The following is a 13803-nucleotide window of genomic DNA, read 5'->3' on the forward strand; positions in this document are numbered from 1 at the left end:
CGGGCGCCTCCCCGCACCGCGATCTCACGGCACCCCGTCCGCGCGGCGGCGTCGTCCAGAGCGTGAACGACTCCCTCGTGATCGCCAAACGGAACGTGATCCGCCTCAGCCGGATTCCCGAGATGCTGATCTTCGGGCTGATCCAGCCGGTCATGTTCGTGGTGCTGTTCAGCTTCGTCTTCGGCGGCTCGATGATGATCGGCGGTTCGACCAGCGCCAGCGACTACCGGAACTTCCTGATGGCCGGCATCTTCGCCCAGACCGTCACCTTCGCCACCGCGGGTGCCGGCGCTGGCATCGCCGACGACATGCACAAGGGGCTGATCGACCGCTTCCGCTCGCTGCCCATGGCCCGCGGCGCCGTCCTGACCGGCCGCACCCTGGCGGACCTGATGCAGACGGCCCTGACCATGGTGGTGCTGGCGATGGTCGCCCTCCTCGTCGGCTGGCGCACCCACACCAGCGTCGGCGAGGTGCTGGCAGGCTTCGCCCTGCTGCTCCTGCTCGGGTACGCGTTCTCCTGGATCGGCGCCCTGATCGGGCTGTCCGTACGCACTCCGGAGGCGGCCACCTCGGGCGGGCTGATCTGGCTGTTCCCCGTCACGTTCATCTCCAACGCGTTCGTGCCCACGGAGAACATGGCGAGCTGGCTCCAGCCCATCGCCGAGTGGAATCCGTTCAGCGCCACCGTCCAGGCCTGCCGCGAGCTCTTCGGGAACCCGGGCGTCTCCCCGTCCGACGCCTGGCCGATGGTCCACCCGGTATGGGCCTCGCTGATCTGGTCGGCGCTGATCATCCTGTTCTTCCGCACGCTCGCGGTCCGCAAGTACCGCGGGGCCGACGGCTGAGGTCCGCAGGGACGCCCGCACCCGCAGCAACGCGCGATGCCCGGCCGGGAGAGCCCGGCCGGGCATCGCGCGTCATCACTCAGGAAGAAAACGGTGACCGAGGGTGATCAGCCGGTGAAGGGCTTGACGTCCAGGATCTTGACCGAGGCCTTCTTGCCGTTCGGCAGCTCGTACTCGGCGTCCTCGCCGATCGCCTTGCCCAGCACGCCGCTGCCCAGCGGGGACTGGGGGGAGTACGTCTCGAAGTCCGAGGACGCGTACTCACGCGAGGCCAGGAGGAACTCCATGGTGTCGTCCTCGTCGCCGTCGAAGGCGATCTTCACGAGCGTGCCGGGGGCCACCACGCCGTCGGACGCGGGCGCGGTGCCGACCTTGGCGTTCTCCAGGAGCTGCGTGAGCTGGCGGACCCGGAGCTCCTGCTTGCCCTGCTCCTCCTTCGCCGCGTGGTAGCCACCGTTCTCACGCAGGTCGCCCTCCTCGCGGGCGGCTGCGATCTTCGTGGCGATCTCCGTGCGGGCGGGACCAGAGAGGTAGTCCAGCTCCGCCTTCAGCTGGTCGTACGCCGCCTGGGTCAGCCAGGTGACGCTTTCGCTCGTCTGGGTCACGGGTGCTCCTCGTCGGTACAGGGGACTACTGGCCGCCGTCGGCGGACGAAACCACGAGCCTAACAATTCGGGAAGAAAAGGGGGAGGACCCCAGAGGCTCATTGCCTCGTGGGGCGCCACTTCAATCCTCTTCGGACCTCAGTGGGCGGAAGGCGCCGGCTGGCAGCCGACCAGCTCGATCATCGTGGCCCGGCCGGTGGTCTTCAAGGTGACGATCTCGTCCACCCGCGACCGGTTCTGCGCGAAGGTGAAGTCCGCGCGGCCCACCTCGGCGTGCTCCTTGTCCTGGGAGCTGAGGGAACAGACCCCGGTGACCGAGGCGTCCTTGCGGACCTCCAGGTGCACCTTCACCTCGGTGTCCGAAATCACCTGGAACTTGATCACCTCGGCGCTCACGCTCTGTCCCGCGACGTAGTCCCAGCCGATCCAGCCGACCACGCCCAGCAGCGCCGCACCCAGCACCGATCCGATGATCTTGAGCTTCCGGTCCGCACGCTCGTCCGCCGACCGGCCGTAGCGGCCCTCGGGCAGTCCCTCGCGCACCGCGCTCATGATCGTTCCTCTCGCCGGGGACGGCTTGGTCACCCCTGGAATTTTCCGCCCCCCAGTTCGGTCACTATAGGAGCTGAGTGTCGCGCCGAATCGCAGAGGATCCTGTTTTGACCGAGCAGCTTCGACTGATGGCCGTCCACGCCCACCCCGACGACGAGTCGAGCAAGGGCGCGGCCACCATGGCCAAGTACGTGTCCGAGGGGATTCCCGTGCTGGTCGTCACCTGCACCGGTGGCGAGCGCGGCTCGGTCCTGAACCCCAAGCTCCAGGGCGACAAGTACATCGAGGAGAACATCCACGAGGTCCGCGCCCGGGAGATGGACGAGGCGCGCGACATCCTCGGCATCGAGCAGGAATGGCTCGGCTACGTGGACTCCGGCCTCCCCGAGGGCGACCCGCTGCCCCCGCTGCCCGAGGGCTGCTTCGCGCTCGCGGACGTCCACGAGGCCGCCGGCGAGCTGGTGAAGAAGATCCGCGCCTTCAAGCCGCAGGTCGTCACCACGTACGACGAGAACGGGGGCTACCCGCACCCCGACCACATCATGACCCACACGATCTCCATGCTGGCCTTCGACAGCGCGGCCGACACCGAGAAGTACCCGGAGAGCGAGTACGGCCCGGCCTACCAGCCGCAGAAGCTCTACTACAACCAGGGCTTCAACAAGCCGCGCACCGTCGCCCTCCACGAGGCGCTGCTCGCCCGCGGCCTGGAGTCCCCCTACGGGGAGTGGCTGGAGCGGTGGAAGGAGTTCGAGCGCAAGGAGCGGACCCTGACCACCCACGTGCCCTGCGCCGACTTCTTCGAGATCCGTGACAAGGCGCTCATCGCGCACGCCACCCAGATCGACCCGGACGGCGGCTGGTTCCGCGTTCCGATGGACATCCAGAAGGAGGTCTGGCCCACCGAGGAGTACGAGCTCGCGAAGTCGCTCGTCGACACCTCCCTCCCCGAGTCCGACCTCTTCGCGGGCATCCGGGAGAATGCGTAGCTATGAGCGCTACGCAGGCAGCACTGACCCAGCTCCTTCCGCTGGCGGGTGACACCTTCGACAAGAACAAGGTGACGCCCGGCCTCCTCGGCTTCATCGTGTTCGCGGCCCTCGCCGTAGGCGTGTGGGCCCTGATGAAGTCCATGAACCGGCACATGGGCCGGGTGAACTTCGAGGAAGCCCCGGAGCCGGCCGCCTCCGGCGGGGACGGCACTCGGGCCCCGTAAGGCCGGTCCGGGGTCGGCAGGGGGCTGCGGGGTCCTTCGCGTGCATGCCCGTCGCCCGGGCCGCCTCCGGCGCGGCGCCCACCGGGCCCCGTAGGGCCGGGACCGGCGCGGCGCTGCGGGGACCTTCGCGCGCATGCCGCCGCCCCGGCCGGGAAGCCGGGGCCGGGCCTTCCGCGCGTGCGCGATCCGGCTGCCGGGTCCGCCGCGGGGCGCTTCCCGCCGTTTCCCTCCGCCCTCGGTCCGCGCCCGGCCCGCGGCCCCCGGCGGGTTCCCGCCCTTCCGGTCCCTGGGCAGCCACGCCACGGAGCGGCTCGTCGGGCCGGTGGCCGGCCGAGGAGCGCGCCCGGGACCCGCGGTGCCCCACCCTGCCCGTCGGGACGCGAGCGCGTCAGGCCCGCGGGACCCCCATGACCTCCCGCGAGTGCAGGTTCGGGACCAGGCCGAGCCGCCACGCCTGCCAGCCCTCCGCCGGATCCACCCCCCGGCCCAGGATCACCCCGTAGGTCTCCAGGCAGTCCTCCAGCCGGCCGTCCCGCGCCGGATGCGGCGCCTGCGCGAGGCGCCCCAGCTCCGCCCGCGCCTCCTCCGGCGCCGCCGGCACCGCGTACGGCAGCATCGTGCACCGCAGGAAACGCGCCCAGTCCTCCCCGCGCCGGTCCCCGTACGCGATGAACAGCCGCACCGCCTCCTCGCACAGGCCCAGCGCCTGCGACAGCCGGCCGTTGCCCGCGTCGATCACCGCCAGCTCCAGACACGTCCACGCCTCGCCGTGCGCCAGCCCGATCCGCCGGAAATCCGCCCGCGCGTCCACCAGCAGCTGACGGGCGAAGCCGGAGTTCCGCAGGTTCCCCGTCTGCGCCGCCCGCTGGTCCCGCGTCACCCGGCCCGAATGGTGGCGGGCGTACGCCAGCCCGTACACGTCGCGCATCCGCGAGAACATCGTCCGCGCCCGCTCCAGCTCCCGTACCGCCTCGTCGCGCGCGCCGCCCACCTCCAGCGCCTGCCCGAGGTAGTACTGCGTCCACGCCTCCCCCCGCGCGTCCTCCGCCTCCCGGTGCCGCGCCAGAGCCTCCCGCAGCCCGTCCACCGCCGGCCCCGGATCCCCGTCCACCACCCGGGCCCGGCCCAGCTGCGTCAGCGCCCAGGCCTCACCGCGGTCGTCGCGGGTACGCCCGTACAGGTCCAGAGCCAGCCGCAGCTCCACCTCCGCCCGCTCCACGTCCCCGAACCGCAGGTGCACCTGCCCCAGCTGGAAATGGGCCCACGCCTCCCCGTGCACGCTCTCGCTCTCCCGGTGCAACGCCAGCGAGGTCTCCAGCAGCCGCGCCGCCTCCGCCAGCCGCGCCCGGTCCCGTTCCACCGCCGCCAGCGCGTGCAGCCCCCACGCCCGGTCACCCGCCAGCTCCGGCGCCTCCTGCAGCACCAGCGCCTCCCGGATCCGCACCGCCGCCTCCGGGAGATTGCCCTGGTGGTGCAGCGTGATCCCGAGCGAGACCAGGGCCATCGCGGCCGCCGCCTCCTGATCGGCCTCCATGTACTGGTCCACCACCGACGCCAGCGTGGTGCGGGCCTTGTCCAGCTCGCCCAGCTGGCGCGCCGCGATACCCGTACGCCACTGCACCGACCGCACCAGGCGCCCCTGCTGCCCCTTCAGCCCGTTCTGACCCGCCGCCACCACCTGCGTCAGCTCATCGATCTCGCCCAGCCGGTACAGGTCCCCGCGCAGCAGACAGAAATCGCACAGCGCACCCAGCAGATCCAGCACCGCCTGCTGATCCACCCCCTCCGAATGCCGCAACGCCGCCGTGATGAAGCTCGACTCGTCGTCCAGCCAGCGCAGCGCCGCATCCAGCGAGGTGAAACCGTGCCCCCCGACCGGCCCCTTCAGGAAGGTGTTCGCCCGCGTCGACATCTTCCCGTCGACCATCCGGATCACCGAGTCCGCGAGCCGCGCGTAGTCGCGGATCAGCCGCTCGTGCGCCGCCGCGGCCTGCGCCCGGTCCTCGTCCGCCAGCGACCGCGCCGCCGCGTACGCACGCACCGCGTCGTGCATCCGGAACCGCTGGCCGCGCACCCGCTCGATCAGCCCCGCCTCCCACAGCTCCTCCAGCGTGCGCAGCGCCGCCGCCTCCGGTACGTCCGCCAGCGCGGCCGCCGCCGCACCTCCCAGCGACGCCCGGCCGGCCAGCGGCAACCGCCGCAGCAGCTGCCGGGCGGGTTCGGCCAGCCGCGCGTCCGCCGCACGCAGCGCCGCCTCCACCGGGTGCGCCGCCGCACCGCCCGCCAGGGCCCGGCCCTCGCCCGCCAGCGGAGCCAGCAGCCGCAGCGCGAGCGGCAGCCCGCCGCTCAGCTCCACCACCGCGGCCAGATCCTCCTCCGCGACACCCGCCGGAGCTGCCGCACCCGCCGCACCCGCCGCCCCCGCCCGCGGCGCCCGGAGCAGCTCCGCCGCCTCCTGCGGCGCCAGCCGCTCCACCGGCAGCTGGTACACCCACGCCGCCAGATCCGCCGGCAGCTCCAACGGCTCCCGCGCCGTCACCAGCACCAGGCTCTCGGAACGCTCCGGAACCAGCATCCGCACCTGCGCCGCGTCCACCGCGTCGTCCAGCAGCACCGTCACCGGCAGCCCCTGCAGATGCTGGTGGTACAGCTCGCCCAGGCGCCGCACCTGCTGCTCCGCCGACGCGCCCTCGCGGAACAGCAACTGCTCGCGCGGCGCGCCCAGCCGGTTCATCAGGTGCAGCAGCGCCTCCCGGGTGGCCAGCGGCGCCTCCCCGGACGCCTCCCCGGCCGAACCGCCCCGCAGGTCCACCACGCACGCACCCCGGAACTGGTCCCGCAGAGCGTGCGCCGCCCGCAGCGCCAGCGCCGTACGGCCCACCCCCGGCTCACCGTGCAGCACCACCACCACCGGCCGGGTCTCCGTACTGGCCCGGGCCGCCTGCACCCACTGCGCGATCCGCGTCAGCTCGGACCGCCGCCCCGCGAACACCTCCGCCGGAGCCGGCAGCTGCCCGAAGGAATGCTCCAGCGCACTGCGCCGCCGCGCCTCCGCGCTGCGGTCCGCACCCCGCAGCCGCGGAGCGGGCCGCGCCGCGGGCCGGGCCGCCGCGGGCCGGGCCGCCCGGGCCGCCGCGGCCACCGCACGCTGCTGCTCCAGGAACGGCCGTATCCCGCGCACCTCCAGCGCCGACAGCCACTGCAGCTTCAACTGCTCCGGCCCGCCCGGCCGGCCCCGCTCCCCGGCCCGCCGGTTCGCGGCCGGCAGGTGCAGCGCCGTCACCTTCACCACCGTCGCCACCGCACCGGAGATCCCCACCACGGCCCCCGCGGTCAGCGCCGTACCGGCCGCGACACCCAGCGACAGGTCCGCACCCACGGCCGTGGCCGCCGCGACCGCCGTCACCAGCAACGCCGTGGAGTGGTTGCCCCGCCGGAAGGCCTCACCCAGCGACTGGTCCCCGGCCGCCGCCTCGTCCAGAGCCCGCACGTACGCCTCGTACTCCGGCGCGGCACTCGCGGCGAGCGCGTCCAGCGCCTCCCGGCCCCGGGCCAGCAGCGTCGCCCGGTCGATGCCCGCACCCGTTCCCCGCTGCGCGGCGTCGTCCACGGCCCGCTCCAACAGCCGCTCGGCCTCACCGCGATGGCTGTCCCGCATCGGCATCCCCCTCAGAGAGCTCCGGCAACGAGACCCAAGTGTCCTTCGGGACTCCTCCGAGCGCGAGGGAATCTGAGCTAGTTCAGAGGGAACTGCGCACTCTCTCCCACAGTCGGGTCGAAATCAGTCAACTGGCATATTCAGAGGGCGACATGACGCCACGTCGCCTAGCGCGACAGCGCCGGCTTCCTGAAGCGGGGCCCCGCTCCCGCGGGGAGCTGGCGAGGCCGGTGCGAAGGCGGGACGGGGCCGACCGGATTCGAACCGGCGTCCTCCTGCATGCGGTGAAGGCGCGACTACCGCTGCGCTACGCACCCCGTCCCGCTCGCGAGCACACGGGGCCGACCGGCCCTGCGACGCCCCCGAACACGCGACGCACGGCGGGCCGCACCCCCGCCTTCGGGCCGGTCCCCACCGGGTGCGCGAGGATGGAGGCATGCCCAACCGACTTGCGCACGCCACGTCCCCGTACCTTCTCCAGCACGCGGACAACCCCGTCGACTGGTGGCAGTGGGAGCCCGCTGCCTTCGACGAGGCGCGCAGGCGCGGCGTGCCCGTCTTCCTGAGCGTGGGGTACAGCAGCTGCCATTGGTGTCATGTCCTCGCGCACGAGTCCTTCGAGGACGAGCTGACCGCCGCGTACATGAACGAGCACTTCGTCAACATCAAGGTCGACCGCGAGGAGCGGCCCGACATCGACGCCGTCTACATGGAGGCCGTCCAGGCCGCCACCGGCCAGGGCGGCTGGCCCATGTCGGTCTTCATGACCGCCGACGCCGAGCCCTTCTACTTCGGCACCTACTTCCCGCCCGAGCCCCGGCAGGGGATGCCCTCGTTCATGCAGGTGCTCGAAGGGGTGCGGACCGCCTGGGTGGGGCGGCCCGAGGAGGTCGCCGAGGTCGCGCAGCGGATCGCCCGGGACCTGGCCGGCCGGGAGCTGGACTACGGGAAGGCCGGCACGCCCGGGCCCGGGGAGCTCGCGCAGGCACTGCTCGGACTGACGCGGGAGTACGACTCCGCGCGCGGCGGATTCGGCGGGGCACCGAAGTTCCCGCCGTCCATGGTGCTGGAGTTCCTGCTGCGCCACCACGCGCGCACGGGTTCCGAGGGCGCGCTCCAGATGGCCGTGGACACGTGCGAGGCGATGGCGCGCGGCGGGATCTACGACCAGCTCGGAGGCGGGTTCGCACGCTATTCCGTGGACCGGGAGTGGGTGATTCCGCACTTCGAGAAGATGCTCTACGACAACGCGCTGCTGTGCCGGGTGTACGCCCACCTGTGGCGCGCCACCGGGTCCGATCTCGCGCGCCGGGTCGCGCTGGAGACGGCCGACTTCATGGTCCGGGAGCTGCGCACCGACCAGGGCGGCTTCGCCTCCGCGCTCGACGCCGACAGCGAGGACCCGCTGACCGGGAAGCACGTGGAGGGGGTCTACTACGCCTGGACCCCGGCCCAGCTGCGCGAGGTGCTGGGGGAGGACGACGGAGATCTGGCCGCCGGGTACTTCGGGGTGACCGAGGAGGGAACCTTCGAGCACGGGGCGTCCGTGCTGCAGCTGCCCCAGGACGGGCCCGTGGTGGAGGCGGGCAGGCTCGCCGCGATCAAGGAGCGGCTGCTGGCCGCGCGCGGGCGGCGGCCCGCGCCCGGGCGGGATGACAAGATCGTCGCCGCGTGGAACGGGCTGGCGATCGCCGCGCTCGCCGAGTGCGGGGCGTACTTCGAGCGGCCCGACCTGGTGGAGCAGGCTACCGAGGCGGCCGATCTGCTGGTGCGTGTGCACATGGACGGCCGGGCGCGGCTGTCGCGCACCAGCAAGGACGGACAGGTCGGCGTCAACGACGGGGTGCTGGAGGACTACGGCGACGTGGCGGACGGCTTCCTCGCGCTGGCGTCCGTGACCGGCGAGGGGGTCTGGCTGGAGTTCGCCGGATTCCTCGTCGACCTGGTCCTGGACCGGTTCACCGCCGAGGACGGGTCGCTGTACGACACGGCGCACGACGCGGAGAAGCTCATCCGCAGGCCGCAGGATCCGACGGACACGGCCACCCCGTCGGGGTGGACGGCCGCCGCGGGCGCGTTGCTCTCGTACGCGGCGCACACCGGATCGGAGGCGCACCGTACGGCGGCGGAGCGGGCGCTCGGGGTGGTGCACGCGCTCGGGCCGCGGGTGCCGCGCTTCATCGGGCACGGGCTGTCGGTGGCCGAGGCGCTCCTGGACGGGCCGCGCGAGGTGGCGGTCGTCGGCCATCCGGAGGATCCGGCGCTGGCGCTGCTGCACCGGACCGCGTTGCTGGGGACGGCTCCTGGGGCGGTGGTGGCGGCCGGTCTGCCGCGTGCGGCGGACGGCACTGGCGGGGAGTTCCCCCTTCTTGCCGAGCGCACACTCGAGCACGACCGTCCAACGGCGTATGTGTGTCGACATTTCGTCTGCGCGCGGCCTACGACGGAACCGGTCGAACTGGCCGAGCAGTTGGGTGCGATTCGTCCCTGAAGTGGCCGGAGTACCGTCAATTCCGGTTGCTCGCATATGAGTTAAGAAACGTGCTTTTTATCTGCGATGCAGCTGAGTGTCATGTTCACTGCCTAATCTCTTGGCTTCGGGAGTTACCGAGACAGCGCACTGGGGGGTGCGCGCAAGGGGGAAGCGGGGGCGGCGGGCCGGGGGGCCCGCCGTGAGCCCCCGGGGGGTTTGCTGATCGCCGCCGGGGGGCGGCGGGTCTGTGGGGGGCCTGTTGTACACATCTGTGTTCATCACTGTCATTTCCCTGGCGCTCTTCTGGATGGCCGCATTCACGCTCTGGTGGCAGATGCACGCGTGGCGGACCCCCGAGGTGCTCGCCTCCACGCGTTTCGACCGCCCCGACGGGGAGGGGCGCCTCGCCTTCTCGCTGCTGCTGCCCGCACGCCACGAGCAGGCGGTCCTGGAGCACACCATCGACCGGCTGCTGGAGTCGAGCCACACCGACTACGAGATCCTCGTGATCGTCGGACACGACGACCCCGAGACGGCCGCCGTCGCCGAACGGGCCGCCGCCCGCGCCCCGGCCCGCGTACGGGTCGTGGTCGACCACCACGAGACGAAGAACAAGCCGAAGGCCCTCAACACCGCCCTCCCGTCCTGCCGCGGTGACATCGTCGGCGTCTTCGACGCCGAGGACCAGGTCCACCCCGAGCTGCTCGCCCACGTCGACCACGCCTTCCGCTCCACCGGCGCCGACGTGGTCCAGGGCGGGGTCCAGCTCATCAACTTCCACTCCAGCTGGTACAGCCTGCGCAACTGCCTGGAGTACTTCTTCTGGTTCCGCTCCCGGCTGCACCTGCACGCCGAGAAGGGCTTCATCCCGCTCGGCGGCAACACCGTCTTCGTGCGCACCGAGGTGCTGCGCGAGGCCGGCGGCTGGGACCAGAACTGCCTCGCCGAGGACTGCGACCTCGGGGTGCGGCTGTCGTCGGTCGGCAAGAAGGTGGTCGTCGCCTACGACTGCGACATGGTCACCCGCGAGGAGACGCCCGGCTCGCTGGTGAGCCTGCTCAAGCAGCGCACCCGCTGGAACCAGGGGTTCCTTCAGGTGTACCGGAAGAAGGACTGGCAGCAGCTGCCCGGGCGCGGCCAGCGCTGGCTGGCCCGCTACACGCTGATGACGCCCTTCATGCAGGCCGCGTCAGGGGTGATCATTCCGCTCAACTTCGCCGTCGCGGTCCTCCTCGACGTACCGGTCGGCATCGCGATCATCACCTTCCTCCCCATGATCACGGCGATGGTGACCTTCGTGTTCGAGATCGTCGGCCTGCACGACTTCGGCCGCCAGTACGGTCTGCGGGTCCGTTTCGTGCACTACGTCAAGCTCGTGGTCGGCGGCCCGTTCTACCAGGTGATGCTCGCGGGGGCCGCGATCCGTGCGGTCTGGCGCGAGCAGCGCGGCCGCAACGAATGGGAGCTGACCAGCCACACCGGCGCCCACCTGACCGCGACCCCGACCGCCGCCGCCGCCGTCGGCGTCGGCGCGCCCGCGCCCTTCCCCGCCACCGCCGCACCCGGTGTCGTCTCCGCCTCCACCGCGATCCGAGAGGACAGCCGCCAGTGACCGCCACCCTGCCCACGGCCACTGATCCCCAGCCAGAGACCCGCACCGTCCCGGACCGGCGGACGCCCGTCGCCGGCGGCCTCGGCGTGCGCCCGGCCGCGCCCGCCCGGCCCCTCGTGCGCTTCCGCTCCTCCCGCCCCGACCTGCTGCTGTGCGGCGCCCTGCTGCTGGTGATCGTGCTGGTCCAGGGCTGGAACATCACGAACTTCCCGACCCTGAGCGACGACGAGGGCACGTACCTCGCGCAGGCCTGGGCCGTCCAGCAGGGCGACGGCCTCGCCCACTACACCTACTGGTACGACCATCCGCCGCTCGGCTGGATCCAGATCGCGGGCCTGACGTACCTGCCGTCGCTCTTCGTGCCCGACTGGATGACCGTCGCGCCGATGCGGTTCTCGATGCTCGCCGTCTCCGCCGCCTCCTCCGTCCTGCTGTACGTCCTGGCGCGCCGGCTGTGGCTGCCGCGCTGGGCGGCCGGGCTCGCGATGGCCCTCTTCGGCCTGTCGCCGCTCTCCGTGGTCCTCCAGCGGGAGATCTTCCTCGACAACCTCGCCGTGATGTGGATGCTGCTGGCCTTCTGCCTCGCCGCGTCCCCGAGCCGCCACCTGTGGCACCACTTCGGCTCCGGGCTGGCGGCCGCCACCGCCGTCCTGACCAAGGAGACGATGCTGGTGGTGCTCCCGGCGCTGCTGGTGACCATGTGGCGCCACAGCCACCGGGACACCCGTAAGTTCGCGGTCACCGGAGCGATCACCGCCTGTGCGCTGATCGGGCTGTCGTACCCGCTGTACGCCCTGCTCAACGGCGAGTTGCTGCCCGGCTCAGGGCACGTGTCGCTCATCGACGGCATCACCTACCAGATGGGCCGCGAGGGCTCCGGCTTCATCCTCACCCCCGGGTCCGGCTCGAACGGCGCCTTGCGGTCCTGGCTCTACTACGACACCGTCCTGCCGCTCGGCGGGCTGGCCGGCGCCGTCCTGCTGCTGGCCACCTTTCGCTGGTCGGTCACCGCCCGCGCGCTGGCCGGCCCCGCGCTCGCCGCCGTGATCCTCGCCGCCGTCGCGATGCGGCCCTCCGGCTACCTGCCGGCGATGTACGTGATCCAGGCGCTGCCGTTCCTCGCGCTCGTCCTCGCCGGGGGCGCGGCCAGCATCACGCACGCCGTGCTGCGCCGCCGCCGAGGTCCGGGCGAGCGCCGGTCGCGCGTGTGGGCGCGCCGGGCGATGGTCGGCGTACTCGCGGCGTCGGCCGCCGTGTACGTGCTGCCGCGCTGGTACGACGCCAACCGCACCGCGCTGACGGTGGACGCGAACGCCCCGTACCGGCAGGCCGCGGCCTGGCTCGGCAGCGAGGTGGCCGATCCGGTGAACACCCGGGTGCTGGTGGACGACGCGCTCTGGCTGGACGCGGTGCACCACGGCTTCACGCCGGGGCCCGGCGCGATCTGGTTCTACAAGGCGGACCTCGACCCGGCCGTCACCAGGACCCTGCCGCGGGGCTGGCGGGACATCGACTACGTGGTCTCCTCGCCCACCGTGCGCCGTGACGCGGTGAACCTGCCCAACGTGAAGGCGGCGCTGGAGCATTCGGCGGTGGTGGCGGTCTTCGGGTCGGGTGAGGACCGCATCGAGATACGCAGGACCGACCGTACGAGTGGGAGCTGAGCGAGTATGAGCGAGGACCTGTGGCACCTCCATGCCCCCGTCGATGCGGAGCTCAGCGCTCCGCAGGCCCTGACCGGAAGCGTGACCCTCATCGTCCCGACCTTCAACGAGTCCGGGAACATCACCGAGTTGCTGCGCCGGCTCGGTGAGGCGCTGCCCGACCACCTGCCCTGCGAGGTGCTGTTCGTGGACGACTCCACGGACGACACCCCCGCCGTCATCGAGAAGGCCGCCGCCGACCACCCCTTCCCCGTGTCGGTCCTGCACCGGGAGACGGCCGACGGCGGGCTCGGCGGTGCCGTCGTCGAAGGGATCAAGCGCGCGGACACCGACTGGATCGTCGTCATGGACGCCGACCTCCAGCACCCGCCCCACCTCGTCCCCGAGCTCGTCGGCGAGGGCCTGCGCACCGGCGCCGACCTCGTCGTCGCCTCCCGCTACATCAGCGGCGGCAGCCGGGCCGGGCTCGCCGGGAGTTACCGCATCGCCGTCTCCCGCGCCGCGACCTGGCTGACGAAGGCGCTCTTCCCGCGCGCCCTGCGCGGGATCAGCGACCCGATGAGCGGCTTCTTCGCGATGCGCCGCTCCGTCGTCACCGCCGAGGCCCTGAAGCCGCTGGGCTACAAGATCCTGCTGGAGCTGGCGGTGCGCTGCCGCCCCGGCGAGGTCGCCGAGGTGCCGTTCGTCTTCCAGGACCGCTATGCGGGCGAGTCGAAGTCCACCGCCCGCGAGGGCATGCGCTTCCTCGCCCACCTCGCCTCGCTGCGCTCGGCCGCCCCGCTGGCCCGCATGATCGGCTTCGGGCTGATCGGGCTCTCCGGCTTCGTCCCGAACCTGGCCGCGCTGTGGCTGCTCACCCATGCGGGGATGCACTACCTGCCGGCCGAGATCGTCGCCAACCAGGCGGGGGTCCTGTGGAACTTCCTCCTCATCGAGACCCTGCTCTTCCGCGACCGGCGCCGGCACCGCCACTGGGCGGACCGGGTGGGGCGGTTCGCGCTGCTCGCCAACGCCGATCTGCTGCTGCGCATCCCGCTGATCGCGGTGTTCGTCGCCGAGCTCGGGATGGAGGTGCTGCCCGCCACCGCCCTTGCCCTGGTCACGACCTTCGTCCTGCGGTTCGCGGCCACCGAGGCCCTCGTCTATCTGCCGCGCCACAACAGGAGCTGAGCCGC

10 protein-coding genes are annotated in these 13803 nt (G+C 72.3%); 7 read left to right on the forward strand and 3 right to left on the reverse strand.

Going from position 1 to position 13803, the window contains the following annotated elements:
* Positions 1–62: 62 nt before the first annotated feature.
* The gene (locus ACZ573_RS02100; RefSeq protein ID WP_471299017.1) at positions 63–848 is read left to right on the forward strand and encodes an ABC transporter permease; all 786 of its coding nucleotides are present in this window, start codon (positions 63–65) and stop codon (positions 846–848) included.
* Between the two features lie 107 nt (positions 849–955).
* Here the strand turns inward: ACZ573_RS02100 and greA are convergent, their stop codons facing one another.
* A complete protein-coding gene (gene greA, locus ACZ573_RS02105; protein ID WP_030009952.1) occupies positions 956–1453 on the reverse strand; it encodes a transcription elongation factor GreA in 498 nt (165 codons plus the stop codon).
* Positions 1454–1591: 138 nt separating this feature from the next.
* Positions 1592–2005 carry a DUF4307 domain-containing protein gene (locus ACZ573_RS02110; RefSeq protein WP_471297797.1) on the reverse strand — a complete coding sequence of 138 codons (414 nt, stop codon included), beginning with the start codon at positions 2003–2005 and terminating at the stop codon, positions 1592–1594.
* Between the two features lie 107 nt (positions 2006–2112).
* On the opposite strand from ACZ573_RS02110, the gene mca reads away from it, so the two are divergent.
* The gene (mca, locus tag ACZ573_RS02115) at positions 2113–2994 is read left to right on the forward strand and encodes a mycothiol conjugate amidase Mca (protein WP_471297800.1); all 882 of its coding nucleotides are present in this window, start codon (positions 2113–2115) and stop codon (positions 2992–2994) included.
* Positions 2995–2996: 2 nt separating this feature from the next.
* On the forward strand, positions 2997–3221 hold the full coding sequence (locus tag ACZ573_RS02120) for a hypothetical protein (protein ID WP_389115996.1): 225 nt from the start codon (positions 2997–2999) through the stop codon (positions 3219–3221).
* A gap of 388 nt (positions 3222–3609) precedes the next feature.
* Here the strand turns inward: ACZ573_RS02120 and ACZ573_RS02125 are convergent, their stop codons facing one another.
* On the reverse strand, positions 3610–6879 hold the full coding sequence (locus ACZ573_RS02125) for a tetratricopeptide repeat protein (protein WP_471297803.1): 3270 nt from the start codon (positions 6877–6879) through the stop codon (positions 3610–3612).
* 436 nt (positions 6880–7315) lie between these two features.
* Here ACZ573_RS02125 and ACZ573_RS02130 point away from each other — a divergent pair, with 436 nt between their 5' ends.
* The 4 genes from ACZ573_RS02130 to ACZ573_RS02145 all read left to right on the forward strand — a co-directional run bounded on the left by ACZ573_RS02130 (position 7316) and on the right by ACZ573_RS02145 (position 13798).
* Positions 7316–9370, forward strand: a complete 2055-nt coding sequence (locus ACZ573_RS02130; RefSeq protein WP_471297806.1) for a thioredoxin domain-containing protein — start codon at positions 7316–7318, stop codon at positions 9368–9370.
* A 241-nt stretch (positions 9371–9611) separates the two neighbouring features.
* On the forward strand, positions 9612–10964 hold the full coding sequence (locus ACZ573_RS02135) for a glycosyltransferase (RefSeq protein ID WP_471297809.1): 1353 nt from the start codon (positions 9612–9614) through the stop codon (positions 10962–10964).
* Positions 10961–12628 carry an ArnT family glycosyltransferase gene (locus ACZ573_RS02140; RefSeq protein ID WP_471297812.1) on the forward strand — a complete coding sequence of 556 codons (1668 nt, stop codon included), beginning with the start codon at positions 10961–10963 and terminating at the stop codon, positions 12626–12628. Before ACZ573_RS02135 ends, ACZ573_RS02140 begins: the two co-directional genes overlap by 4 nt.
* Positions 12629–12634: 6 nt before the next feature.
* The gene (locus ACZ573_RS02145; RefSeq protein ID WP_471297815.1) at positions 12635–13798 is read left to right on the forward strand and encodes a glycosyltransferase; all 1164 of its coding nucleotides are present in this window, start codon (positions 12635–12637) and stop codon (positions 13796–13798) included.
* Positions 13799–13803: the final 5 nt, after the last annotated feature.

The sequence above is a fragment of the Streptomyces sp. NPDC040545 genome (assembly GCF_055595065.1).